Source organism: Streptomyces sp. NPDC021019, from assembly GCF_044333295.1.
GTDB lineage: Bacteria > Actinomycetota > Actinomycetes > Streptomycetales > Streptomycetaceae > Streptomyces.
Genome location: NZ_JBIRQR010000005.1, coordinates 149,521 through 173,969, shown reverse-complemented (window position 1 = coordinate 173,969; position 24,449 = coordinate 149,521). Strand labels below are relative to the sequence as shown.

The 24,449-nt window shown below is 71.9% G+C and carries 19 protein-coding genes; 6 read left to right on the top strand and 13 right to left on the bottom strand.

The genetic code is table 11. From position 1 onward, the window contains the following. Nucleotides 1-33: 33 nt before the first annotated feature. The 9 genes from ACH4RG_RS25865 to ACH4RG_RS25825 all read right to left on the bottom strand — a co-directional run bounded on the left by ACH4RG_RS25865 (nt 34) and on the right by ACH4RG_RS25825 (nt 10,672). Nucleotides 34-1,185, bottom strand: coding sequence for an SGNH/GDSL hydrolase family protein (locus ACH4RG_RS25865; RefSeq protein ID WP_397925535.1), 1,152 nt, complete (start codon nt 1,183-1,185; stop codon nt 34-36). Next, a complete protein-coding gene (locus ACH4RG_RS25860; RefSeq protein ID WP_397929030.1) occupies nt 1,182-2,264 on the bottom strand; it encodes a DUF1565 domain-containing protein in 1,083 nt (360 codons plus the stop codon). Before ACH4RG_RS25860 ends, ACH4RG_RS25865 begins: the two co-directional genes overlap by 4 nt. Continuing rightward, nucleotides 2,261-2,902 carry a hypothetical protein gene (locus ACH4RG_RS25855; RefSeq protein WP_397925539.1) on the bottom strand — a complete coding sequence of 214 codons (642 nt, stop codon included), beginning with the start codon at nt 2,900-2,902 and terminating at the stop codon, nt 2,261-2,263. The genes ACH4RG_RS25860 and ACH4RG_RS25855 overlap by 4 nt, the downstream gene beginning before the upstream one ends. Nucleotides 2,903-2,905: 3 nt before the next feature. Continuing rightward, a complete protein-coding gene (locus ACH4RG_RS25850; protein WP_397929034.1) occupies nt 2,906-4,891 on the bottom strand; it encodes a hypothetical protein in 1,986 nt (661 codons plus the stop codon). Nucleotides 4,892-4,894: 3 nt separating this feature from the next. Beyond that, nucleotides 4,895-6,688, bottom strand: a complete 1,794-nt coding sequence (locus tag ACH4RG_RS25845) for a heparinase II/III family protein (protein WP_397925543.1) — start codon at nt 6,686-6,688, stop codon at nt 4,895-4,897. Then, nucleotides 6,676-7,440 carry an SDR family NAD(P)-dependent oxidoreductase gene (locus ACH4RG_RS25840; RefSeq protein ID WP_397925545.1) on the bottom strand — a complete coding sequence of 255 codons (765 nt, stop codon included), beginning with the start codon at nt 7,438-7,440 and terminating at the stop codon, nt 6,676-6,678. The genes ACH4RG_RS25845 and ACH4RG_RS25840 overlap by 13 nt, the downstream gene beginning before the upstream one ends. Nucleotides 7,441-7,512: 72 nt before the next feature. Continuing rightward, nucleotides 7,513-8,442, bottom strand: a complete 930-nt coding sequence (locus ACH4RG_RS25835) for a carbohydrate ABC transporter permease (RefSeq protein ID WP_397925547.1) — start codon at nt 8,440-8,442, stop codon at nt 7,513-7,515. Further along, nucleotides 8,429-9,271: a carbohydrate ABC transporter permease gene (locus ACH4RG_RS25830; RefSeq protein WP_397925549.1), complete on the bottom strand. Its 843-nt coding sequence runs from the start codon at nt 9,269-9,271 to the stop codon at nt 8,429-8,431. The genes ACH4RG_RS25835 and ACH4RG_RS25830 overlap by 14 nt, the downstream gene beginning before the upstream one ends. A 135-nt stretch (nt 9,272-9,406) precedes the next feature. Beyond that, nucleotides 9,407-10,672 carry an ABC transporter substrate-binding protein gene (locus ACH4RG_RS25825; RefSeq protein ID WP_397929044.1) on the bottom strand — a complete coding sequence of 422 codons (1,266 nt, stop codon included), beginning with the start codon at nt 10,670-10,672 and terminating at the stop codon, nt 9,407-9,409. A gap of 226 nt (nt 10,673-10,898) precedes the next feature. Between ACH4RG_RS25825 and ACH4RG_RS25820 the strand changes: the two genes are divergently transcribed. After that, a complete protein-coding gene (locus ACH4RG_RS25820; RefSeq protein ID WP_398540323.1) occupies nt 10,899-12,035 on the top strand; it encodes a LacI family DNA-binding transcriptional regulator in 1,137 nt (378 codons plus the stop codon). Nucleotides 12,036-12,102: 67 nt separating this feature from the next. On the opposite strand, the gene ACH4RG_RS25815 is transcribed toward ACH4RG_RS25820, so the two are convergent. After that, on the bottom strand, nt 12,103-14,067 hold the full coding sequence (locus tag ACH4RG_RS25815; protein ID WP_397929046.1) for a serine hydrolase: 1,965 nt from the start codon (nt 14,065-14,067) through the stop codon (nt 12,103-12,105). A gap of 225 nt (nt 14,068-14,292) precedes the next feature. Here ACH4RG_RS25815 and ACH4RG_RS25810 point away from each other — a divergent pair, with 225 nt between their 5' ends. From ACH4RG_RS25810 to ACH4RG_RS25800, 3 genes are all read left to right on the top strand, one after another. Then, a complete protein-coding gene (locus ACH4RG_RS25810; RefSeq protein ID WP_398163038.1) occupies nt 14,293-15,402 on the top strand; it encodes an NAD(P)H-dependent flavin oxidoreductase in 1,110 nt (369 codons plus the stop codon). Further along, nucleotides 15,399-16,949 carry an acyl-CoA synthetase gene (locus ACH4RG_RS25805; protein ID WP_397925559.1) on the top strand — a complete coding sequence of 517 codons (1,551 nt, stop codon included), beginning with the start codon at nt 15,399-15,401 and terminating at the stop codon, nt 16,947-16,949. The genes ACH4RG_RS25810 and ACH4RG_RS25805 overlap by 4 nt, the downstream gene beginning before the upstream one ends. A 338-nt stretch (nt 16,950-17,287) precedes the next feature. Beyond that, nucleotides 17,288-17,803 carry a hypothetical protein gene (locus ACH4RG_RS25800; protein ID WP_398163039.1) on the top strand — a complete coding sequence of 172 codons (516 nt, stop codon included), beginning with the start codon at nt 17,288-17,290 and terminating at the stop codon, nt 17,801-17,803. Nucleotides 17,804-17,901: 98 nt separating this feature from the next. Here ACH4RG_RS25800 and ACH4RG_RS25795 read toward each other — a convergent pair whose 3' ends face one another. Continuing rightward, complete coding sequence (locus tag ACH4RG_RS25795) at nt 17,902-19,221, bottom strand: cytochrome P450 (protein ID WP_398163040.1); 1,320 nt, start codon at nt 19,219-19,221, stop codon at nt 17,902-17,904. A gap of 154 nt (nt 19,222-19,375) precedes the next feature. Next, nucleotides 19,376-19,522 (bottom strand): hypothetical protein, encoded by a 147-nt coding sequence (locus ACH4RG_RS25790; protein WP_397929054.1) that lies wholly within the window; start codon nt 19,520-19,522, stop codon nt 19,376-19,378. Nucleotides 19,523-20,613: 1,091 nt separating this feature from the next. Between ACH4RG_RS25790 and ACH4RG_RS25785 the strand changes: the two genes are divergently transcribed. Then, nucleotides 20,614-22,128: an acyl-CoA synthetase gene (locus ACH4RG_RS25785; RefSeq protein ID WP_398540322.1), complete on the top strand. Its 1,515-nt coding sequence runs from the start codon at nt 20,614-20,616 to the stop codon at nt 22,126-22,128. 363 nt (nt 22,129-22,491) lie between these two features. Here ACH4RG_RS25785 and paaK read toward each other — a convergent pair whose 3' ends face one another. Beyond that, nucleotides 22,492-23,787 carry a phenylacetate--CoA ligase PaaK gene (gene paaK / locus ACH4RG_RS25780; RefSeq protein WP_397925571.1) on the bottom strand — a complete coding sequence of 432 codons (1,296 nt, stop codon included), beginning with the start codon at nt 23,785-23,787 and terminating at the stop codon, nt 22,492-22,494. Nucleotides 23,788-23,987: 200 nt separating this feature from the next. On the opposite strand from paaK, the gene ACH4RG_RS25775 reads away from it, so the two are divergent. After that, nucleotides 23,988-24,410 (top strand): alpha/beta fold hydrolase, encoded by a 423-nt coding sequence (locus ACH4RG_RS25775; RefSeq protein ID WP_397929060.1) that lies wholly within the window; start codon nt 23,988-23,990, stop codon nt 24,408-24,410. Nucleotides 24,411-24,449: the final 39 nt, after the last annotated feature.

The window sequence follows — 24,449 nt, the reverse complement described above, 5'->3', positions numbered from 1 at the left end:
CCGGCCGTGCGGAAGATCCCGGCTCACGTCGGCTCACAGAAGGTGTCGGCGGTCGACGGCGGCGGCGAGCGCCGCGTGACCGGATGGGCCCGGATGCAGACCGTCGCCGCTGTCGTGCGCGGGGAGCATCCGGGACGGGCGGTCCGGGTCGCGCAGCGCGGCGTCGAAGTCGGCCACGCCGTCGAAGATCCGCCCGGTGCGCACGGCCCGGTTGATGTGCCCGCGGACCGCGTCCAGCTCGGGCGACCAGCGGGTCCACCCCTCGAACGGGGTGATGGTGGCGCCCACGACCCGCAGCCCGGCGCCCCGGGCGCGCAGCGCCACCTGCCGGTAGCCGGCCAGGACCTGGTCCGGACCGCTCTGGCCCGGCGGCTGCTGGAGGTCGTTGACCCCCAGGTGGACGAGGACCGTCCGCAGTCCCGGCAGCCCGAGTACGTCGCGGTCGAAGCGGGCCTGGCCGCCGGGCCCGAAGCGGACGTCGTCGAGCAGCAGCCGGTTGCCGCTGATGCCGAGGTTGGCGACGGCCGAACCGGGCAGCCGCCGCGCCAGCTGGTCGGGCCACCGCAGATCGGCGTCGTCGGGAGTGCCGACTCCCTCCGCGATGGAGTCGCCGAACACCGCGAGTACCGGGCCGCGCGCCCCGGTGGTCTCCACCCCGGTCAGCAGCAGGACCGACCGGGTGCGCACCCCGTCGACGGTGTGCCAGGCATGGGTGTTGCGGTGGAAGGAGAGCGGACCGGTCGGGCCGGGGACCCGCGTCCGCACCTCCAGCCGCGCCCCGTCCGGGACCCGCAGCCCCGCGACGGGGTCACTGGTCAGACTCGCGCCCGCCGCCAGCCACTCCTGGCTCCGCCCGGCGAAGGTCACGGGCCGCCCGTCCGCGGTCACCGGACCGACCAGCACCGGAGCGGTCCCGAAGGCGTTGGCGTACCGCAGCCGGACCGCGCCACCGGCCGACAGGCGCAGCACCGCGGTGCAGTCGCCGTCGGTCAGCCCGGCGTACGCCACCGGGTCGGTGGCGGTCGGTGCGGTCTGGGCGGTGGCCCAGGACGTCGTCCAGCGTGAACGTGCGGGGCCGGCGGTCCCCGCCGCGCGCGCGTCCGTCGCCGTGGCGGCGACCGCGGCGGCCCCGGCTGCCGCCGCCGCGTACAGAACCCCGCGTCTCGCGGGCCCCCGGCCGCTCACCGCGGGCACACACCGGTCGGGTCGTAGGAGCTGCCGTAGGTGCCCACGGCGTTGCCGCCCGTGTTGCCGCTCATGGTGTTGGAGCAGACCGGGCCCTGCGGGGTGCGCATGAACTTGATGCCGCCGCCCGCGTTTCCGGTGATGGTGTTGCCGTAGACGGAGGTCGCGGTGCCGTCCGTCGCGGTGTCCCCGCCGAGCCGGATGCCCGCGCCCACGTTGTCGTGGACGGTGTTGTAGCGGAAGATGTTGCCGGTGCCCCGGGCGTCGAGCCCGCCGGAGCTGGGGTCGCGCTGGCCGCCGCAGTCGTTGTGCTCGACGTAGTTGTTCGTCGCGTTCTCCTTCACGTCGACGCACTCGTTGCCCCGCGTGACGATGGTGTTGTGGTGGATGCGGTTGTTCCGGCTGACGTCGGCCGCCGCGTCCGGAGCGCCGTTGGAGCCCTGCTGCTCGGGGGCGGTGCCGAGGTAGATCCCCTCGCCGTTCTTCCCGCCCCCGTCGAACACGAAGTCGGCGACCCCGCAGTCGGTGATGGTGTTGTCGTTCACCTCGGCGCCCGTGACGAGGTAGCGCAGCCGCAGGCACTCGTCGGCCGCGTTCTTGAGGGTCATGCCGGTGACGCGCAGGCCGCCGACCCCATTCCCGGGAGTCGTGCTCATGACATAGATGAGTTTGAGCCGGTAGCCCGACACGTCCGAGGCCGACCCGTGCAGCCCGTCCACGGTGAAGCCGCTGAGCGTCGTGCTGTCGTGCCGGACCTGGATGATCCGGGCGTCGCCGGCGCCCTTCACCACGGCGTTCGACGGTCCGGTGATGGTGACCCCGGCCCGCGCGGTCACCACGTCCTGCCGGTAGGTGCCCGCGGCCAGGTTCACCACCGCGCCCGACGGAGCCAGATCCACCGCCTTCTGGATCGTGGCCAGCGGGGCGCCCGCCGACGTACCGGCGTCGGCGTCGCTGCCGGACGGCGACACGTAGTACGCGCTCGCCGTCGGGGCGGCGGCCGAGGGCGTGGTCACGACGAGCGGGGAGAGGCCGGCGACGAGCGCGGCGGCCAGGGCGGTGCGCGGAAGACGGGTCACGAGGTGTGCCTCCTGGGATCGGCGAACGACAGGGCGAGCAGAACCGGAACGCTCGGGCCGAGCAGCAGCGGCCCCAGCGGTACGACGAGGGAGAGCAGGACGGCGGAGATCACCGCGCCGAGCAGGGCGGTGCCCCGGGCCGGCGACCCGAAGCCGAGCGAAAGCGCCCCGGCCGACCAGGACCGGACACCGCCGTCCGGGTCCCGGCCCGCCACGGCCGCGAGCGCCACATGATGGATCACGAACGCCGCCGCGATGCCCACCTGCGCGGCCAGCAACGGGAAGGTCCACGCCTCCGAACGGCTGAGCAGGGATACGGTGTTGGCGGCCAGGACGCCCGCGACGGCCGTGGACAGCAGGCCGTGCCGCCACAGCGCGCGCCAGTACCCGCCGAAGGCGGCCAGCGTGTTGGTGAAGAGGCGGCTGTCCCCGTCCACCCGCCACCGCTGGAGCGCGCCGCCCATCGCGGCGAGCGCCGGCAGCCAGGTCACCACGCCCAGCGCCAGCAGGGTGAACGCGGCCCCGGCGGCGGCCGGGTAGGCGACGAACTCCAGCCGGCGCAGCAGCGTCGGCCAGCCCGACGGGGTGGCTTCCGGAACGGGCGGCGACGCCACCGCCGCGGCAAGAGGGGTCCCCATGATCTACCCGACCTTTCCCGTGTACGGATCCGTTACGTCGAGCAGTACCCGGCCCGCCAGCTCCAGCCGGGTCGCCGCCACGACGTACGGGGCTCCGGCGGCGGTGAGCAGGACGGCGGCGGCGTCCGCCGAGAGCCCCGCCCCCCGGATGCGGCGGGCGACGGGGGAGAGGAACACGTCCTCCTCGCCGTCCGCGAACCGCACGCCGTGGCCCTCGGCCAACTCCGCCCCGACGACCGGGCATGCGGCGTCCGGCGTGATGGTGGTGAGGAACAGGCCCGCGCGGGTGGCCGCGGTGGTCACGTCCAGCGTGTGCAGGGTGCGGGTGAGCCGCAGTTCCGGAGTGCTGGACGTAGGATTGGCCGCCACCTCGATGACCCCGGTGCGTACCGACGCCTCGTCCGGGGCCAGCCGCCGCACCCGGGCGGTGGCCTCGCCGGACCTGATCAGCCGGGTGCCGTCGCTCTGTTCCTCCGTCGGCCGGTCGGTCCGGAGCAGGAACGTCCACGCGCGCGGCTCCTCCGCCTCCGCCAGGTCCAGGAGGACGAGGCGCCCCGCCGGGGTGAACACCAGGGTCCGGTCCAGCCGGCGGACGCCGAGGGCCGGGTCGTACATCGCGGCGATCTCCGCCGTGGCGTGCGCCCACCCCTCCTCGTCACCCACCAGTACGTCCCGCTGCCGGGCCTGGCGTTCGAAGGGAATCCCCTCGTAGACGTGGTAGCGGTCCTCGTCCGCGTACCCCTGCCCGTCGACCAGCAGCAGATTGTGGTGTTCCGCCCGCTTGCGGTTGCTGTAGCCGTCGTCCACGGCGAGGTGGGCGGCCCCCGACAGCAGGACGAAGGAGCCCGAGTCCGGGTGGTGGTGACCCTGGTTCAGCGTCTCGTGGCCCAGCTCCGCCCGGTGCTTCGCGCTCGTCTCCCAGGCCCGGTGGCCGCCGCCCGGACTCGCCTTGAACGACACCGCGGTGGCCTCCGCGTCCCAGCCGGTGCGGGCCGCGAGCAGCCCCAGGTCCGGGAAGAACGCGCGGGTCGCGGTGGGCGGGGCCGCCACGACGGCCGGGTCGTACCAGAGGTATTCGAGGTACGCCTCCGGCAGGATGCCCGGCCGCACCCTGCTGTGCTCCGCCTCCGCCCACAGCAGCTCCCCCGAGGCGAGGTCGCCCAGCCACTGCGCCTCGGCGCTGCCGTACTGCGCGGCCAGCCGGTAGTAGAGCCCGGCGCTGTGGCCGCTGCGCCGGTCGTGGCAGTCACCGTGGTCGATCGTGAGCGCGAAGCCGGGCGCGCTCTGGTGCAGCCGGTAGCCGAAGGTGTTCGCCATGAAGCCTCCCCGGTCCCACCAGTCGACCCCCTCGGCCTCCGCCAGCAGATCGAGGTGGATCGCCAGGAACGGGACTCCGTAACGCCAGTAGACGACCCCCTCCGCGTGCGAACCGTCCTCGGGCAGCACCTCCAGCACCGTGGCGAGGTTCGACTTCGCCCGTTCGGTCCACTCCTCCTTGCCCAGCACGTAGCCGGCGGTCGCCAGACCCGCATAGCAGATCCAGTTGTGGTTCTGCCAGTACGAGGACGACCACCAGCGGCCCTCGCTCGCCACCGCGAAGTCGTACAGGCGCCGCCCCTGGCTGAGCAGCTTGTACCGGAGCAGCGCGGCCACGTCGTCCGGCAGGTCGTTCCCGATCCAGCGCAGGGTGAGCGCCAGGTGGTGGAGCAGCCAGCCGGCGTCCAGGTCGTGGTCGGGCATATGGGCCCGGCCCCAGTGCGGCAGACGTGACGCCGCCTCGATCCAGCGCACGCTCTCCGCGAGATCGGCCGGGTCGCCGCCGATGCGGTAGGCCAGGGCCGGGTTGGACGCGGCCGGGCCCAGCCAGGTGATGCTGGCCAGCGGGTGGGTGCGGGGCGGGGTCAGCCCGCGGTGGCGGGCCGCCTCCTCCCGCACCCGGGCCTCCTGGGCCGGGCGCGGACCGGGCGGTGGGGTCGCCGAGAGCAGCACGGCTCAGCCCTCCGTCCGGAAGCGGGCGATCGAACCGTCCGCCAGTTCCACGGTCAGCTCCGTACCGTCCAGCCGCACCTCGCTCACCGCGGGGCCCGCAGACGCCGCCTGGTAGACCGAGGCGAAGACGACGTGCGCTCCGTCGGCCGTGAAGTCGACCCGGGTCCGGGCGCGCTGCGGATCGTCCGCCGGACCGGGACCCGGCAGCGTGAAAAGACGCACCGGCACCCCGGCGCTCTGCGTGTGCCAGCCGTGCAGCGTCTCGTCCCCGTACCAGGTCGTGCGCACCGGGCCCGCCGCCTGCACCTGCACGTCCAGCGCGGTGCCGGGCCGCAGTTGGGCGGTGACGCGGGGGTCCTCCCGGCCCGAGACCTCCACCGTCAGGAGGTCCACCAGATAGCACGGGCCGACGGTCACCCGGCGGACCGCCCGGACACCCTCGTACGCCTCCGTCGCCTCGGCGGTCACCGAGACGGCGTCCGCCGCCGTCAGCGCACCGGCGCACTCGGCCTGCTCGGCGCCGCCCACCCGGAACGCGGGGTGGGCCGCCGTCGAGGTGTACAGGTCGCGGAAGTCCGGGTGGGCGTACGGCACCTGGCCCGGGTCCGGCTGCCATGCGGTGGTGTCGCCGTACAGATACAGCGAGAGCTTGTCCCGGTGGCCGTGCGATCCGCCGTGCGGGCCGAAGTCCACCAGGGCGTGGATACCCGCCGCCCGCAGCACCGCATACCCGGTCGAGGGAAACACGGTGACCGGGTCGCAAGCGGCCCGCCGGGGGAGGGGCGGCCCGGCGAACCAGCCGTCCAGCTCACGGTCGAGAGCGTCGTCCGCGTCGCCCAGCTCGGCGCGGACCCGGTCCGCCACCGCCTCCAGCGCGTCCGAGGGCACCGACTGCCGGGCCAGCGCGATCAGTTCCAGCCACTCCAGACCGAGGGCGTCGCGCCGGTAGGGGCCGTCGTGCAGGGCCGGCAGCACACCGCCCGGCGTCGCGACGGCGGCCAGCACGTCCGTCATCCCGGCCAGCACGCCCACCACGTCGGCCGGCAGGGCGGACGGGTCGGTGGAGCGCAGCGCCAGCAGCGCCGCCCGCAGCACGAAACCGTGGTAGTAGGTACTGCCCTCCCACTCCCAGCCGTCGTCCGCGACGGCCACGCGCAGATGGGCGTACAACCCGTGCTCGCCCTCCAGCCAGCACCCGGCGCCCTCCCAGGCCGTGCACCGGACGGCCGCTGCCGCCCGGCTCGCCGCGACGCCGGCCGCGTTCAGCCACGCCGTGTAGTTGGACGCCAGCTGCCCCTGCGCGGTCAACACGTCCCGGGCCTCCAGCGCCGCTTCCTCCAGCGCCTCCAGCAGCGGCAGCACCGCCGCCAGGTCCCCGGTCTCCTTCTCCGCGAGCGTGATCACCGCGTGCCCGACGTTCACCGCCCAGATGGCGTCCGTCAGCGCCTGGTGGAAGAGGCGGCCGCGCAGCATCCAGGCCTGAGCCTCTCCGTGGCGGTCGGCGGCCAGCTCGGCGTACAGGCCCGCGTACTCGCCCAGTCGCTCCACCGCCTCCGCCCGCTCGCCCCGGTGCGCCAGCACCCGCAGATGCCGGGCCCAGGCCTGGTGCGAGAGGACCAGCCAGGCGCCGCGCACCGCTTCGGTGTCCACCCGGCAGCCGTGCGCACACCGCGCACCGCCCTCGGGGAACACCCCGGCGAGGAGATCGCCGTGCTCCAGCTCCACCCCGTGCGCCGGGCACACGTACGCGTGCCACCAGCCGCCGCGCTCCCGCGCGATCCGCCTCAACGCGGCCATACGCCACCGTCGATGTCCGTCGTGGTCGCCGTCAGGAACCCCGAAGCGGGCGAGGCCAGATGGACCACGGCGGACGCCACGTCCTCGGGGGTGCCCGCCCGGCCGACCGGGATGCCCGCCTCCATGGCCTCCTGCGCCGCGGGCGCGGTGAAGGTGTCGTGGAAGGCGGTGCCCTTGATGAAGCCCGGCGCGACCGCGTTGACCGTGATGCCGGTCCCGGCCAGCTCCTTGGCCAGGCCCTTGGTGAAGCCCCGGATGCCGGCCTTCGCGGCGGCGTACGCCACCGAGCCGGGGCCGCCGCCGTTGTGCGCGGCGAGCGAGGACATGGTGATGACGCGTCCGGCCGGGGACCGCGTCAGATGCGGCAGCGCCGCCCGCACCGTGCGGAACGTCGAGGACAGATTGGTGGAGATGACGCGGTCGAAGTGTTCGTCGCTCATTTCGGCGATGGTCGAACGGCCGACGAGGTGACCGGCGTTGCAGACCAGGATGTCGAGTCCGCCGAGGAAGCCGGCCGCCTCCTCGACCAGCCGGTCCACGTCCGCGGTCACGGTCGCGTCGGCGGCGAACGCCTTGGAGCGCCTGCCCAGCGTCTCGATCGCCGAGACCGTGTCGGCCGCCCGGTCGGCGGAGGAGTGGTAGTGCACGGCGACGTCGGCGCCGGCCTCGGCCAGTGCGAGCGCGATGGCGCGGCCGATGCCGTGCCCCGCCCCCGTCACCAGCGCACGGGAGCCCTGAAGATCAGCAGACATGGATGAAGCCCTTTCGGTTTCCGGCCGCGGAGGGCCGGATGCGGTGCCCGGCCAGAGGGGGCCGGGGGCCGGTCACTTGAGACCGGCGGTGGCGAAGCCCTGCACGAAGTAGCGCTGGCCGATGAGGAAGAGCAGGACCATGGGGAGGGTGGCCAGCGTGGTGCCGGCCATCAGGAAGTGCCACTGGGTGCCGTTCTCCGTCTTGAAGACGGAGAGCCCGACCTGGATGACCCGCAGACTGTCCGTCCGGGTCACCAGCAACGGCCACAGGAAGTTGTTCCAGGACGACTCGAAGGTCAGCAGCGCCACGGTGGTGAGTGCCGGCTTGACCTGCGGCGTCATGATCCGGGCGTAGATGCGGAACTCGCCCAGCCCGTCGAGGCGGGCCGCCTCCTCCAGCTCCACCGGCAGATCCAGATAGAACTGGCGGAAGAGGAAGACCGCGAACGGCGTCACCGCCCCCGGGATGATCAGGGCCCACCAGGTGTCCAGCCAGCCGCTCCCGCCCTGGCCGAGGATGTCGTTCCCGCCGGCCAGCGGCATGAAGCGGACGATCAGGAACTCCGGCAGCACCTTCGTGTACGTCGGGATCATCAGCGCCGCGATGAACAGGTAGAAGATCACCTCGCTGCCGCGGAACCTGATCCGCGCCAGCGCGTACCCGGCCATGGAGGCGACCAGGACGTTCAGCACGGTGTGGCTGAACGCGATGATGAAGCTGTTGCGGGCGTACGTGGCGAACGGGGCCGCCCGGAACGCGTCGACATAGTTGCCGAACTGCCAGCTGGAGGGCAGGAGTCCGGCGTCCTGGGAGGCGATCTCCACCGGCGACTTGAGTGAGGTGATCACCATCCAGACGAACGGCACCACCATCAGCAGGGAGATCACCGACAGCGTGATGTAGAGCGCGATCCGGCCAGGGGACACCGGCCGCCGGCCGCCGCGCTCCCGCGGCTTGACGGTGCTCGGGGCTACCGGCTTCCGTGTATCAACTGTGGCCACGGGTGCCTCCCATGATCCGCCGGTTGACCAGGGTGAAGCCCATCAGCAGCACGAACAGCACCAGGGACTGGGCGCAGGCGTATCCGACGCGGAACTCCCGGAAGGCGGACTTGTAGATCTCGTAGGTCATCATCGTCGTGCTGTTGGCGGGGCCGCCGTCGGTGAGGATGTAGATCTGGTCGAAGGACTGGAACGCGCTGATCATCGACGTGATGAGCACGAAGAACGTGGCGGGCTTCAACAGCGGCAGCGTGATGGAGAAGAACTGCCGGACCTTCGACGCGCCGTCCACCGACGCCGCCTCGTACAGCTCCCTGGGGAGCGACTGGAGCGCGGCGAGATAGATGAGCATCTTCATGCCGATGCCCTGCCAGATGCCGACCAGGATCACCGAGGGCATCGCCCACGTCGTCGAGGAGAGCCAGGCCGGGCCGTCGATGCCGAGGAACGACAGCAGCGCGTTGAGCAGGCCGTTGCCGGGATTGTAGATCCACAGCCAGACCAGGGCGATGGCGACCGTGGCCGTGACCTGCGGCAGGAAGACCGCGGTGCGGAAGAAGCCGCGTGCCTTGAGGCCGGTGTGCAGGGCCATGGCCAGCAGCAGGCCCAGCAACATGCCGAACGGCACGGTGAAGAAAGTGTAGACGGCCGTGTTGACGATGGACGTGCGGAAGACCGCGTCGTCCAGCATGTCCCGGAAGTTGTCCAGACCCACGAACTGCGGGGCGGTCAGCACGTCGTACTGCGTGAACGCCAGGGCCACCGCGGCCAGCACCGGCAGGCCGATCCACAGCGCGGCGTGCAGCAGCGCGGGCGCCACCATGAGCATGCCGGCCCGGCGCCGTCGGCGTCCGGGGCCCGTGGGGGGCCGGCGGGTGCGCCGGGTCGGCGCCGATTCAGGAGGTGCGGGCGGCCGCACGGGCCGCGCCTTCACAACGGATGTCGCTCCCACAGTGACGGGTCCTCACATCCGGCCGATGGCGGCCTCGGCGAGCCGGCCGAGCTCCGCGATGGCGTCCTTCGCCGACTGGCCGCCCACGATCGCGGGCTCCAGCGTCGGCTTGATCTTCTCGCGGATCTCCATCCAGGCAGCGGTGCCGCCCTCGGACGCCGCGTGCTGGAGGTTCTTCAGAGAGAGGTCGACGAACTGGTTCTCCTTGACGTAACCGGTGTCGTCCAGATCCCGCAGCCCGGGCACCGAACCGCGCTGCTGGGCGGCGCCGAGGATCGATTCGGGGGTGGCCAGCCACTCCACGAGCGCACGGGCCGCGGCCGGGTGCTTGGAGCTCGCCGACTGGGTGACGAGAGTGCCGCCCTGGAGCATCGCGGGCCTGCGGTTGGCCAGGACGAACGAGCCGAGCCTGTCCTGCTCGATCAGCTCCGGATTCTGGTCCTTGACCTGGACCCACAGCGCGCTGGTCGTCATCATCATCGAGGCCTGGCCGGTCTGCACGTTCGAGGGGGCCCCGGCGGCGGTCTTGCGTGCGAAGTCCGCCGAGCCGTCGGCCACCAGGTCCTTGAAGAACTGGAGGGCCTCCACCCCGCGGGCGTCGGTGAACAGCGGCTTCTTGCCGTCCGCGCTGAACAGCCGGCCGCCGTTGGCGAAGAGGAAGGTCTCCCAGCACTGGCGCAGATCGATGGAGAAGGGGTCGAACCCGACCCGTCCCTTCTTCGTCAGCTGCTTGGCGACGGCGCGCAGTTCGGTCCAGTTGGCGGGCGTCCTGCGGATGCCCGCCTCGGCGAAGTGGTCCTTGCGGTAGACCACGATGCGGGTGTCGAGCACGACGGGCAGGGCGTACAGCTTGCCGTCGTGCCGGGACGGCTCCAGCACCCGCTTCTCGTAGTCGTGGGCCTGTGCCAGCTTCTCCGGCAGTTCCGCGATCGCTCCCTTGGCGGCGAACGGCGGGATCCAGCCGACCCCCATCATCAGCACGTCGGGCAGCAGGCCGCCCGCGAGCCCGGTGGTGATCTTCTCGTTGAGCTGGGCGTACGTGGTGTAGTCCACGTTCACCTTGACGTCCGGGTACTTCTTCCGGAACCCGCCGAGGGTGTCGCCCTCCAGGAGCGTCTTGCCCTTCGCACCCTCGTAGATCGGGGTGAGGAGGGTGATCTCGCCCTCCGCGGGGCCGTCGGCGGAACCGGCCGCCGAGGTGCCGGTGCCGCAGCCCGTGAGCGCGGCGGCGGTGCCCGCTCCGATGGCGGCGAGCAGCGACCGTCTGTTGAGTTCCATGAGGCACCCCTTTTGAGGCGGAGTTTGTGGATCGATCCACGGAGGCAGTCCCGACTGTGGCCGGGAAGCGCTGGTAAATCGATGCACTGAGACTAGGAATGCCGTCGGAGCGACGTCAACAGCTGGTGCGCCAGAATTTTTCGAGGAAGTTAACGGGTGTATCGGTAGAGAGACTTCAGTAAATCGATACACTGGAGTCGTCAGGGAGTTTCGAACCGGAGGTGGCATGAGCGGGGTAACGATCCATCAGGTCGCGGCGGCTGCGGGTGTTTCCGCGAGTACGGTCTCCAACGTCCTCAACGGGCGCGCCGACCGTATGCAGGCGGCCACCCTGGCCCGTGTCGAGCAGACCATCGCGCGCCTCGGCTACCGGCCCAACCGTGCGGCGCGGATGCTGCGCACGGGCCGCATCAAGGTGATCGGCCTGATCGTGCCCTCCGTGGCGAACCCGTTCTGGGGATCGCTCGCGCGGGAGCTGGAGGCCATCGCGCTCGCCGAGGGGTACCACGTGCTGCTCTGCAACAGTGAGCGCGACCCCGCCCGGGAGCTCAAGTACGGGGAGGAGCTGTTGGCGGACGGGGTCAGCGGAGTGGTGCTCTGCTCCTCGCTGCCCTCGCTCGAACACGTCGAGCCGCTGCTCAGCAGGGGGCTGAAGATGGTCGCCTTCGACCGCACGGCCCAGGCCGGCGACCCGCCGTCGCTGGCGAGCATCAGTGTGGACAACGCCATGGGAGCGGAGCTGGCCACCCGCCATCTCCTCGAACTCGGCCACCGGAGAATCGCCTTCGTCTCCGGCTCGGTCAACAGCGTCAACCGGCGCGAGCGGCTCCGAGGTTTCCGTGCCGCGCTGGAGGAGGCCGGGATCGACCCGGCCGACGCCACGGTCTGGCCCGGAGCGGACACCAGTGAGTTCGGTGACAAGGACGCGGCCGAACTGGGCCGTAACGCCGCCCGCGAGCTGCTCTCCGGGCCCCGCCCGCCCACCGCGTTCGTCGCCGTCAACGACATGTGCGCGATAGGGATCTGCCGGGGCGCCAAGGACGCCAAACGCACCGCCGGGCGCGATGTGTCGGTGGTCGGCTTCGACGACATCCTGCTCGCCGATCTCTTCGAGCCGCCGCTCACCACCGTCCGCCAGCCGCTGCCGGAGATGGCGGCGGAGACCTTCCAGCAACTGCGCGCCCGGATCGAGTCGGCGCCCTCGGCCGGCCGCTCCCTGCTGATCCGGCCGCGGCTGGTCGTCCGGGAGTCGACCGCGCCGGTGCCCGCGTCCTCGCCCGCGCAGGCGGGCGCGCAGGCGGACGCGCAGGTGAACGCGGTGACGGACGCGCAGGTGAACGCGGCGACGGACGCGGTGACGTGAGCGCGCGGCCGCCCCGGCGGTGGGAGGGGCGTCGGCCGACGGCGCCCCTCCTCGTCCCGGCGCGGGCTCAGCCCGCCGAGGGCACCCAGCCGGTCGCCTCGATCCGGCCGGCGTCCCGGGGCCGTTCCGCGTCGAAGACCGTGCGGACGCCGTCGCGGACCCGTAGCCCGTCCACGTACGCGCCGCGTCCCACGTACAGCCGGTCGGTCGCGTAGCGCCAGCGCAGGCGTACGTCCCGGCCGCGCCAGGCCGTCAGGTCCGCCTCGAGACGGTGCCAGACGCGCCCCGACCAGCCGGTCACCGAGCCGGCCGGGTGCGGCTGCGGATCGGGGTGGCGGTCGGGGCCCGGCGCGAAGGTGGTGAACGGCACCGGCTGCCAGTCCTGCCCCGCCGACGCCTCCAGGAAGAGGCCGTCGGCGGCCGGTTCGGTGTCCCACCACAGCGCGCACTCCAGGCGGGCCCGCGCGGATTCCAGACGCAGGGCGGGCAGGGTGAGGGTGGCGGTGGACGCGCTCGCCATCCCGGAGAACCACGCCGTACGCCCGCGTTCGGGCCGGACCGGAACGGCCCGCGCCAGCTGGTTGGCGGCCGCCACCCGGGGCGCGCTGCCCGAGCGCCAACTCCGCACCGGGTGCACGGAGTTGCCCAGCACGATGAGGAAGGTGTCGGTCGACGGGTCGAGTACCAGACTGGTCCCGGTGAACCCGGTGTGCCCCGCGCTGCGCGGGGTCGCCATGGCCCCCATGTACCAGTGCTGGTAGAGCTCGAAGCCGAGGCCGTGCTCGTCGCCCGGGAACGCGGTGTTGAAGTCGGTGAACAGCAGGTCGACCGACTCCTCGGACAGGACGCGGGAGCGGCCGTACACCCCGCCGTTGAGGAGGGTCCGGGCGAGGATCGCGAGGTCCCAGGCACAGGAGAACACCCCGGCGTGGCCCGCCACCCCGTCCAGGCTGTAGGCGTTCTCGTCGTGCACCTCGCCCCAGACCAGCCCGCGATCGAGACCGGACCAGGGCGGCCGGGCGTCCTCGGTCGCCGCGATCTTCGGCTTCCAGGAGGCGGGCGGGTTGTAGCGGGTGCGGTGCATCCCGAGCGGGGCGGTGATCTCGTCGCGGAGCAGTGCGTCCAGCGGGCGGCCGGTGATCTTCTCCAGGATCAGTTGCAGCGAGATCAGGTTGAGGTCGGAGTAGAGATACGCGCTGCCCGGGGTGGTCGCCGGGACCTCCTCCCACAGCCTCCGGAGCTTCCCCTCCCGGGTCGGCTCCTCGTACAGCGGGATCCACGACCGGAACCCCGAGGTGTGGGTGAGCAGGTGGCGGACGGTGACGTCCTGTTTGCCGCCGCCCGCGAAGTCCGGGAGGTACGAGGCGGCTGTGGCCTCCAGCTCCAGCGCCCCGCGCTCGATCTGCTGGACCGCCAGGAGCGAGGTGAACAGCTTGGAGATCGAGGCCAGGTCGAAGACGGTGTCCTCGGCCATCGCGATCTGCTGCTCCGCGGGGAACTCCACCCCGGTGTCGGTCTTCTCGTCGTACGCGGCATAGCGCACCGCCTTCCCGATCGGCCGGTGCAGCGCCACCGTCCCGCCTCGCCCGGCGAGCAGGACCGCGCCCGCGTACCAAGGGTGCGCGGGGGAGTCGGCGAGGTAGGCCTCCGCGTCCCGGACCAGCTGGTCCAGCGGCTCCTGGAGGAGCCCGGCGCGCGCGGCGCTCCCGCGTCGCAGCGTGGGCCGGTGCGCCCCTGACTCCATGCCCGCTCCCGTGTCCGCCGCTCCGTCCGAAGTCCCCGCGCGCCTCCCGCCCCGGTCGGCCGCGCCCGCGAGCGGAATCGGCGTCAGCGCGAGGGCACCGCCCAGTGCCAGTATCCCGCCGCCCAGCTGCCGCCGGGCAATGCCACGTCCGGCCGCACGGGCGCCGGCGGCCCGGCCCCCCGCCGGACGCGGGCCGGTCGTGGAGCCGTGACCCCCGGCGGGCTCCCGGCCTCCTCGCGCGTTCCGGCCGTCCGCCGTCCGTCCCTCGCCCCGCATGTCCCCGGTCATCCGCAACTCCTTCCCGCGTCCGACGTCCGGTCAGCGGGCCGTGCCCACCGCGCCGGAGCCCACGCGAAAGTAACTTCCGAAATCTCGCCGATCGGTGAAAGTTCCTGCCGCCGCAGAGATTACTGTCACCCCCGCGCCCCCGGGGGTGTCCGGGCCCGCAAAGAATCTGACGCTGCATCAGAAAAGGCCTTCCCTCGGCCGCCCCGCTGCGGCATCCTGCCGCCCATGGAGACGGAACTGAGCCGCCAACTGGGAATCCAGCACGCCATCTTCGGCTTCACGCCGTTCCCCGAGGTCGCCGCGGCCATCACCAGAGCCGGCGGCTTCGGTGTGCTCGGAGCGGTGCGCTACACCGCCCCCGATGACCTCGCGCGCGACCTGGACCGCCTGCACGCCCTCGCCGACGGCAAGCCCTACGGCCTCGACGTCGTCATGCCGGCCAAGAAGGTCGAGGGCGTCACCGAGGCGGACGTCGAGGCGATGATCCCGACCGAGCACCGCGGATTCGTCACCGAACTCCTCGCCCGCCACGACGTGCCCGAACTGGCCGAGGGGGAGACGTCCGGCTGGCGCATCACCGGCTGGATGGAGGAGGTCGCCCGGAACCAGCTCGACGTGGCCTTCGACTACCCGATCAAACTCCTCGCCAACGCCCTCGGCTCCCCGCCCGCCGACGTCGTCGAACGGGCCCACGGCCACGGGGCCCTCGTCGCCGCCCTGGCCGGCAGCGCCCGGCACGCCCGGCGGCACGCGGAGGCGGGCATCGACGTCGTCGTCGCCCAGGGGTACGAGGCGGGCGGCCACACCGGCGAGATCGGCTCCATGGTGCTGGTCCCCGAAGTCGTCGAGGCCGTCGCCCCGCTGCCCGTGCTCGCCGCCGGAGGCATCGGCAGCGGTGAACAGGCCGCCGCCGGGATCGCCCTCGGCGCGCAGGGCGTCTGGCTCGGCTCCCTCTGGCTCACCACCGAGGAGGCCGACCTGAACTCCCCGGCCCTCACCGCGAAACTCCTGGCCGCGGGCTCCGGCGACACCGTGCGCTCCCGCGCCCTCACGGGGAAACCCGCACGCCAGCTCCGTACCGCGTGGACCGACGCCTGGGACGACGCGGCAGGACCCGGCACCCTGCCCATGCCGCTCCAGGGGCTGCTGGTAGCCGAGGCCGTCTCCCGTATCCAGAAGTACGAGGTCGGCGAGCTGCTCGGCACGCCTGTCGGGCAGATCGTCGGCCGGATGAACAGCGAACGCAGTGTTCAGGCCGTCGTCGACGACCTGACCCGGGGCTTCGAACGGGCCGTCACCCGCATGAACCGCATCGCCGGAAGGAGCGCCACGTGAACCAGCCGCCCAACGGCTTCTGGGCCCAGGCCGCCGCCGACCCCGACCGCACCGTCCTGATCGCCCCGGACGGCCAGGAGTGGAGCGCGGGCCGCCTGCACGCCGACGTCAACCGCATGGTCCACGGCCTGCGCGCGGCCGGACTGCGCGAGGGCGACGCGTTCGCCGTCGTGCTGCCCAACGGCGTCGAACTCCTCACCGCCCACCTCGCCGCCTCGCAGGCCGGCCTCTACCTCGTCCCGGTCAACCACCACCTCGTCGGCCCCGAGATCGCCTGGATCGTCGCCGACTCGGGGGCCCGGGTCCTGATCGCCCACGAACGCTTCGCGGCCTCCGCGACGGCCGCCGCCGACGAGGCGGAACTGCCCGAGACCCACCGCTACGGCGTCGGAACGGTCCCCGGCTGTCGCCCCTACGCCGAACTCCTCGAAGGCCACCCCGCCACCCCGCCCGCGGACCGCACCCTCGGCTGGGTCATGAACTACACCTCGGGCACCACCGGCCGCCCGCGCGGCATCAGACGCCCCCTGCCCGGCAGACACCCTGAGGAGACCTATCTCGGCGGGTTCCTCGGCATCTTCGGCATCCGCCCGTTCGACGACAACGTCCACCTGGTCTGCTCACCGCTCTACCACACCGCCGTGCTCCAGTTCGCGAGCGCGGCACTCCACATCGGCCACCCGCTGGTCCTGATGGACGGCTGGTCGCCCGAGGAGATGCTGCGCCTCGTCGACGCCCACCGCTGCACGCACACCCACATGGTTCCCACCCAGTTCCACCGGCTGCTCGCGCTGCCCGACGAGGTGAGGGCCCGCTACGACGTCTCCTCCATGCGGCACGCCATCCACGGGGCGGCGCCCTGCCCCGACCACGTCAAACGCGCCATGATCGACTGGTGGGGGAGCTGCGTCGAGGAGTACTACGCGGCCAGCGAGGGCGGGGGAGCGTTCGCCACCGCCGAGGACTGGCTGAAGAAGCCGGGCACCGTCGGCAAGGCCTGGCCGATCAGCGAACTGGCCGTCTTCGACGACGACGGCAACCGGCTCCCGGCGGGGGAACTGGGCACGGTCTACATGAAGATGAGCACCGGCGGCTTCAGCTACCACAAGGACGAGACGAAGACCCGCACGAACCGTATCGGCGACTTCTTCACCGTCGGCGACCTCGGCGTGCTCGACGCGGACGGCTACCTCTTCCTCCGCGACCGCAAGATCGACATGATCATCGCCGGTGGGGTCAACATCTACCCCGCCGAGATCGAGTCGGCCCTGCTCACCCACCCCGCCGTCGCGGACGCCGCCGCCTTCGGCATCCCCCACGCCGACCGGGGCGAGGAGGTCAAGGCCGTCGTCGAACCGGCCGAGGGCCACGAGCCGTCGGACGCGCTCGCCGCCGCGCTCCTCGCCCACTGCGAGGAGCGGCTGGCCGGGTACAAACGGCCCCGGAGCCTCGACTTCATCGCCGCCATGCCCCGCGACCCCAACGGCAAGCTCTACAAACGGCGGCTGCGCGAACCGTACTGGCAGGGCTTCGGGCGCCCGCTCTAGCGGCAGCGGGGTTCCGGGAGGGCAGGTCCATGCCGGCGGAGAGGGTCTCTCCCTTTCCGGTGAGGGCGACAGCACGGATGTCGTCACGGGCGCGGGTGGCCCCCATGAAGTCGCGCAGGTCCTCGCAGAAGGTGCAGCTCTCAGCGCGTTGCCCTTCCCGCTGCCGACCACGGTGACGGTGGCGAGTCCGTGGGACGCCGTGGCGGGCGTTCCCCCGCCGCACGCCGTGCCCGTTCCTCGCCGACGCGGGGTCGAGATCGAGCCCGCGGACTCCAACCCGTGCCTCCCGGGTTCCGATCCTCTGGCAAGATCACCAGAAAGGTGATCAGGGGGGCGGTATGGAAGAGAACCGGATCTCGCTCGACAAGGAGCCACAGGGGCGACTGGCTGCGCACAGGACCGCGATAATGGCTGGCGCGGCCACCGTCGCGGTCGGCATCGGAATGGCGGTGTGGCAGCCCTGGCTGGACCGAAGCCCCTTCACGGCGTACCAAGTAGGACTTCAGGAGGCCCGGTACACGGTCCCCGGGTCGTCACCGGGGACCTGCGTACGGACGGCGGCCTCCGAGGAAGAGCGCGTCATCTATGACGAGGACGGCGAACGGCTCGCGGCCGGACGAGACCCAAGGGAAGGCGAAGTGCTGGGGCCTGAGTTCGGAGAGTTCGCGGGTGACTGCCTGTTCATCTCTCGCATCGCCAACGTCCCGGGTGGGAAGGGAACCTACCTCGTCCAGTGGGGCGGCGGGACCCGGCAGAGGGTCTCCGAGGAAGACATGCGTGAGTCACCTGAACGGCAGACGGAGCGGTTCAAGACCCATCGGAAGTCCGACTTCGAAGATCCGCCGGAGGTGTGATCGGATCTCCCTCGTCCGACGGCGGCACGTCCATCGCGGGCACACGTGAACCGCTGTCCCCGCCCTGGCGGAGAAGGGCACACGCTCGCGCGGTCCATTCAGCGGCGATTGGTCAGGTACATGGTCAGACCCTTGGGCGTCGGCGTGAGTTCCAGGCTCACGCCGATCTTTCGGCCAGGCCGCGCCGGGCGCAGCGTGCGCGAGCCGGCCAGGGTCGCCAGGGCGACGGGCAGCATGGCATCGGCCGCGGCCGCGCCGGGGCAGTACCGGGGACCCAGGCCGTAGGCGAGCAGCGCGGCGGGGGCCGGTGGCGGATCGGCGTGGGGGAGCCAGCGCTGCGGGTCGAACACGTCCGGGTCGCGGTAGCGGTTCCTGTCGCGGCGCAGGGCTCCCAGGGGCAGGGTGACCACGGCTCCGGCCGGGATCCGTACACCGCCCTGGCAGGTCTGGTGGCGGGTGCGGCGGACCAGGAACGGGATGCCGTGGAGGCGGGTGACCTCGCGAAGGAAGGCGGTCGCGAGCGGGAGCTGGTGTGCTTGGAGGCGGCTCGGATCGGGCGCGGCGTCGGCTTCGTCCACGAGTGCCTGCTGGTAGTGCGGGTAGCGGCCCAGCTCGTAGCAGGCCCAGGCGAGGGTGGAGGCGCTGGTCTCCATGCCGGCGATCAACAGGGCGCGAACGTCGCGCTGCACCACGTGGGGGTTGCCGGGAGCGGCAGCTTCCAGCAAGGACACCAGGTCCTGCCCGTCGGGGTCGGGCCGGTGGCGGGCCCTCACCTGGCGGACGGCCTCGTCCAGATCGGCGAGCGCGCGGCGGCAGGCGCGGCGCCGGGGCACGGGCACCCAGGGCCAGGGCGCGAGGGCGTAGCGCCAGAACATGCCGCTGGACAGAGTGGAGCGGGCGGCTGCGATCTTGGACAGGGTGTCGGGAGCGATCTCGCTGTCGAGGACACAGTTGACGAGGAGGCCGCAGGCGAGCCGGCTCATCTCGACCCGCATGTCGAGCGGTCGGTCCGCGGGCAGGTCGGCGAGAAGCCGCCGGGTACGGGCCTGGGCGTTGGGCCCGAGAGCGGTGAGCCGGGACGCGGCGAACGCGGGCCTCATCACGGCGCGCCGCTCCCGGTGGGCGGCCCCCTCAAGGCCGACCACCCCGTTCTCGGTGAAGTCGCGCAGGCTCGGGTCCGGGCCCCAGAACCGGAAGGTGTCCTCATCACTGCCGACCTTACGCAGCAGTGCCGGGTCGTTGACCTGGAAGGCGATCGCCGGGCCTGTCCTGGTGGGGACGACCGGGCCCGCCTGCTCGAGGCGGGCCGCGAGGTTGGCCGGGTCCAGCCAGAACCGCAGGGCGCGGGAGGGTGCGAGTACTCCCGCGCCGGGCGGCACGAACGGTTGTCCGGGGCAGGCTGTCCTGTCCACACTCATAGCTTCGCTGTCCTGTCCACGTTCGTCGGCCTCCGCGGCTCCGGCCGCCAGTACGTGTGGGCAACGATGAACTGCGGGGGCGGTCACGGGTGGGCCGGGGACTGGTGCGAGCGGCGTGCGCGTGCCCCTCCGGTCATTCGCCGAAGTGCCGATGTCACCGGCGTCCGCGCAGCCGACCGAACAGGCTGCGAGCCTGGGCGCGCTTGCGCGGGTCGGCCGCGGCACGACGGGCCGAGGCGATGGTCCGCCGCCCTTGAGGGCTGCGGGTGAACTGCGTGAGACGGGCGATCAGTCCGGCCATGATTCCTCCTTGGAGCGGTATGTCATCCGCGTACCCCGCTCCGAGGCGAGAATGTCCAGGCGCCGGACGCGGCCCGCCGCCGCACGGAGCAGCAGTCGCCGTTCCCGGGCCGCGACTCGGGACCATCCTCCATGTGTGCGGGCAGCGGCGTGACGCCGAGAAGGGCGGCCCGGGCGCCCTGGAGCGTCCCGCGCATCCGTTCACCCTGCCCGATCGTTACCTTGAACTGCCATGGATTCGTCCTGACGCTTGATCCACCCCGCCACCCGCCACGACGTGGGCAGAGTCCTCGCCACCGGCGAGGCACACAGCCGCGCCGCCCACCACAAGGCCGACACCGAACCTCGTCGCACATCTGTCGCTGAGAGTTGACAGTTGTCGTCGGTGAGCGCGGTCATCGCCTGTGGTTGGGTGGGAGGGGTGCCGCTGGGATTCGGGCGGCGGTGCAGGTGCGCAGTGGAAGCGCGAGTGTGCTTTATGGGTGATGAGGGGGCCGCGATGTCGTCGCGGTCCAGGATCGAGGGGGACCATGACCAGACGTTGGTACACACCACTCGGAATCAATCTACTACTGGGCATTCCAGCCCTTGTGCCCATGTTGATGCTCTGGTTTCTGCTATCGAACTGGCCGCTCGCCGACATGGGGCTGACGACAAGAGTCCCGAACAACGAGCATGACGACAGTCCGAAGGCGGCACTTCTCTTCTTCGGCCCCATGATCGCTGCGAGCGCCGTCCTCTGGTGGATCGCCAACCGGCCCCTCGCCCGCCGAACCCAACTCACCGCACCCCGCTACTGGCTCCTCTCCCTCACGTGCGCTCTCATCCCAACCGCCGCCGCCCTCACCGTTTGGCCTTGACTCATCCGCTGCTGTTGTCAGCAGTCATCTGCGGAGCCTGGTGGGCTTGAAGCAAGCTCATAGCTCGTGCATTCGTGACCGGTGATCCGAAGACGCGCCCACACGGGTCCGGCCGGTCCGGAACGCCCGGTCGGCCAAGCGTCACCCGGCCAGGGAGCCCCGGAAGCTGTCAACCGTCTGGTCGGTATCCCGCCTCTTGACCCCCGGGGGCCGGGACGCACAGGATCACGCCATGACAGGTGTACGCAGCAGCACAGTCGACGGCGTCCTCACCCGCAGCGCCCGGCGCACCCCCGACCGGACCGCCGTGCGGTACGCAGGCCGGGCCTGGACCTACCGTTCCCTGGAGGCCGCCGTCTCCACGGCCGCCGCCGTCCTCACCGAGGAGCACGCTCTCGACCCCGGCGACCGGGTGGCCGCCTACGCGCACAACTCCGACGCCTATCTGATCGGCTTCCTCGCCTGCGCACGGGCCGGTCTCGTACATGTACCGGTCAACCAGAACCTCACCGGCGACGACCTGACCTACCTCCTCGACCAGTCAGGCTCCTCCCTCGTCCTGACCGACCCGGACCTCGCCGTGCGGCTCCCCGCCGGACTCCCGGTGCGCGCGCTGCGCGACGCTCCCGGCTCGCTGCTCGACGCACTGGAGACGGAACGGGTCTTCACCCCGCAGCGCCCGCCCGCCTCCGACGACCTGGTGCAACTGCTGTACACCTCCGGGACCACCGCCCTGCCCAAGGGCGCGATGATGACGCACGGGGCCCTGGTCCACGAATACGTCAGCGCGATCACCGCGCTCGGCCTCGACGCCACCGACCGGCCCGTCCACTCCCTGCCGCTCTACCACTCGGCCCAGATGCACGTGTTCCTGCTGCCCTATCTGGCGGTCGGCGCGGAGAACACCATCCTGGACGCGCCTCACGCCGCCACGATCTTCGACCTCGTGGAAGCGGGGGAGGCCGACAGCCTGTTCGCCCCGCCCACGGTCTGGATCGGCCTCGCCAACCACCCGGAGTTCGCCGCCCGCGACCTCGCCGGTCTGCGCAAGGCGTTCTACGGTGCCTCGATCATGCCCGTGCCCGTCCTTGAGCGACTGCGCGAACGCCTCCCGCACCTGGCCTTCTTCAACTGCTTCGGCCAGAGCGAGATCGGCCCCCTGGCCACCGTGCTGGGCCCCGATGAGCACGAGGGCCGGATGGAGTCCTGCGGCCGGCCGGTCCTCTTCGTGGAGGCCCGGGTCGTCGACGAGAAGGGCGAGGACGTCCCCGACGGCACCGTCGGCGAGGTCGTCTACCGCTCGCCCCAACTGTGCTCCGGCTACTGGAACAAGCCCGAGGAGACGGCGGACGCCTTCCGCGACGGCTGGTTCCACTCCGGCGACCTCGCCGTCCGCGACGCCGAGGGCTTTCTCACCGTCGTCGACCGGGTCAAGGACGTCATCAACTCCGGCGGCGTCCTGGTCGCCTCCCGCCAGGTCGAGGACGCCCTCTACACCCACCCCGCCGTCGCCGAGACCGCCGTCGTCGGCCTCCCCGACGACCGCTGGATCGAGGCCGTCACCGCCGTCGTCGTTCTGCGCGGCGAGGCGGGCGAGAGTGAACTCATCGCCCACGCCCGCGAGAGGCTCACCGCCTTCAAGGCGCCCAAGCGTGTCGTGTTCGTGGAGTCGCTCCCGCGCAACGCCAGCGGAAAGATCCTCAAGAGGCAACTGCGGGACGAACTGGGCTCAGACCGGCCGTCCTGAGACCGGCCGTCCTGAGACCGGCCGTGCTGAGACCGGCCGCTTCCTGAGTCAGGGGCCGTACGCGGGCTTGTCGGTGCCCACGGTCAGCCTGCCGGGCACCTGGGCGGCGAGCTTGCCGGGAGCGCAGGCCGCCGTCGCACCGGCGGCCCGGTCGGGGCCTTCGCCTCCGCTTGCGGGACACACCCGTGAGGTCGGCGGAGAGGACGACGGCGGGGCAGAGGGCGGTGACCCGGGGCCGGTCGGCGAGACGCGCAGCGGAAGACCGGCAGCGCCCGGCCCTCCCTGTCGAGACATCCCGGCAGCTTTCCGCAAGGTGGGAACGGGTGTTGCGGTGGTGTGAACACGCCGGCCACCGGCGCTGTCTCAGCCCGTGCCGGACTCCCGCAGATCCACGATCCGCCGGATCTTGCCCACCGAGCGTTCCAGCGACTCCGGATCCACGATCTCCACGCTCACCGACACCCCGAGGCCGTCCTTCACCGACGCCGCGATGGCCCGCGCCGCCTTCTCCCGTTCGTCGGCCGTCGCGCCCGCCCGCGCCTCCGCGAGGACCGTCAGCGCGTCCAGCCGCCCGTGCCTGGTCAGCCGCAGCTGGAAGTGCGGGGCGACGGCCGGCGTACGCAGCACGATCTCCTCGATCTGGGTGGGGAAGAGGTTCACCCCGCGCAGGATCACCATGTCGTCGCTGCGTCCGGTGACCTTCTCCATCCGGCGGAACGTCCGCGCCGTCCCCGGCAGCAGTCGCGTCAGATCCCGCGTGCGATAGCGGATCACCGGCATCGCCTCCTTGGTCAGCGAGGTGAAGACCAACTCACCCTCCTCTCCGTCCGGCAACAGCTCACCGGTGAACGGGTCCACGACCTCCGGATAGAAGTGGTCCTCCCAGATGTGCAGTCCGTCCTTCGTCTCCACGCACTCCTGCGCGACCCCCGGGCCCATCACCTCGGAGAGCCCGTATATGTCGACCGCGTCGATGGCGAACCGATCCTCGATCTCCCGGCGCATCCCCTCGGTCCATGGCTCCGCGCCGAAGATCCCGACCCGCAGGGACGTCGAACGCGGATCGACGCCCTGCCGCTCGAACTCGTCCAGCAGCGTCAGCATGTACGACGGCGTGATCATGATGATCTCGGGCCGGAAGTCCTGGATCAACCGGACCTGGCGCGCGGTCATGCCCCCGGACGCCGGGATCACCGTGCAGCCGAGCCGCTCCGCCCCGTAGTGCGCCCCTAGTCCGCCGGTGAACAGCCCGTATCCGTACGCCACATGAACCTTGTGGCCGGGGCGCCCGCCCGCCGCCCGGATGGAACGGGCCACGACGTCCGCCCAGGTGTCCAGGTCCCGTTCGGTGTAACCGACGACCGTGGGACGTCCGGTCGTGCCGCTGGAGGCGTGGATCCTGCGCACCTCGTGCTCCGGCACCGCGAACATCCCGAACGGATAGTTGTCCCGCAGATCCGCCTTCACGGTGAACGGGAACCGGGCCAGATCGGCGAGCGCCCGGCAGTCGTCGGGCCGAAGCCCCGCGCTGTCGAAGGCGTTCCGGTAGAAGGGGACGTTGTCGTACGCGTGGCGCAGGGTGGACCGGAGCCGCTCCAGTTGCAGGGCCTCCAGTTCGCCACGGCCGAGCCGTTCCGCCGCGTCCAGCATGGCCGTCATCAGGGCCCTTCCCTCCGAAACGGGCGGCCAGCACGTGACAAACGGGCCGCGAGGGGGCGACCGATCATTCGGTCGATCTTCCTGGGAGCAGTAATTCAGCCGGTCGGGGGTGCTGGCAAGAGGTACGCGGGGTTCACGGTGGATCAGCCCGCGGCGTAGTCCGGCGCGCCCGCTCGCGGCCTCCTGTTCGGATGGCGAGCATGCCGATCCTCTCGCCGCACGGCACGACCCCGCTCGCCTGTCACCTGGTGGGTGCGGGCGGGGCCCGGCCGGCGTGCCGGGTGCGGGGCGAGGAACCGCCGCCCCCGTCCGTCGTCCTCCTGCTCGGCCGGGCGGGCTCCAGCGTGACGTGGCCCCGGATCGCGGAGCACCTGGCCGCCGACCACCGCGTGTACGCCCGCCGTACGACGGCGACCGCAGAACGGTTCGCTGGCACGGCCTGGCGGATCAAGCTCCAGCCCTTGTGCATCCCCAACTGCGCCCTGCGGCGGGCCGGCGGTCCCAACGACGTACTGCTGGCCGGTTCCGGCAGCCGCCTCTCACTCGTTCCGACCCCACGGGCGACCGGTCGCCTCCTTGGTGCGCGGCCTGACCGGACGTCAGGGCTTCTGTGGAGACGATGACTTAATACAAGTCAAAAGGAAAGTCATGTCAGGATTCTT

Coding starts and splice junctions, on each gene's coding strand:
- ACH4RG_RS25855 (WP_397925539.1), bottom strand. CDS start 2,902: ATGGGGACCCCTCTTGCCGCGGCGGTGGCGTCGCCGCCCGTTCCGGAA.
- ACH4RG_RS25845 (WP_397925543.1), bottom strand. CDS start 6,688: ATGGCCGCGTTGAGGCGGATCGCGCGGGAGCGCGGCGGCTGGTGGCAC.
- ACH4RG_RS25840 (WP_397925545.1), bottom strand. CDS start 7,440: ATGTCTGCTGATCTTCAGGGCTCCCGTGCGCTGGTGACGGGGGCGGGG.
- ACH4RG_RS25830 (WP_397925549.1), bottom strand. CDS start 9,271: ATGCTCATGGTGGCGCCCGCGCTGCTGCACGCCGCGCTGTGGATCGGC.
- ACH4RG_RS25825 (WP_397929044.1), bottom strand. CDS start 10,672: ATGGAACTCAACAGACGGTCGCTGCTCGCCGCCATCGGAGCGGGCACC.
- ACH4RG_RS25820 (WP_398540323.1), top strand. CDS start 10,899: ATGAGCGGGGTAACGATCCATCAGGTCGCGGCGGCTGCGGGTGTTTCC.
- ACH4RG_RS25815 (WP_397929046.1), bottom strand. CDS start 14,067: ATGACCGGGGACATGCGGGGCGAGGGACGGACGGCGGACGGCCGGAAC.
- ACH4RG_RS25810 (WP_398163038.1), top strand. CDS start 14,293: ATGGAGACGGAACTGAGCCGCCAACTGGGAATCCAGCACGCCATCTTC.
- ACH4RG_RS25800 (WP_398163039.1), top strand. CDS start 17,288: ATGGAAGAGAACCGGATCTCGCTCGACAAGGAGCCACAGGGGCGACTG.
- ACH4RG_RS25795 (WP_398163040.1), bottom strand. CDS start 19,221: ATGAGTGTGGACAGGACAGCCTGCCCCGGACAACCGTTCGTGCCGCCC.
- ACH4RG_RS25790 (WP_397929054.1), bottom strand. CDS start 19,522: ATGGCCGGACTGATCGCCCGTCTCACGCAGTTCACCCGCAGCCCTCAA.
- ACH4RG_RS25785 (WP_398540322.1), top strand. CDS start 20,614: ATGACAGGTGTACGCAGCAGCACAGTCGACGGCGTCCTCACCCGCAGC.
- paaK (WP_397925571.1), bottom strand. CDS start 23,787: ATGACGGCCATGCTGGACGCGGCGGAACGGCTCGGCCGTGGCGAACTG.
- ACH4RG_RS25775 (WP_397929060.1), top strand. CDS start 23,988: ATGCCGATCCTCTCGCCGCACGGCACGACCCCGCTCGCCTGTCACCTG.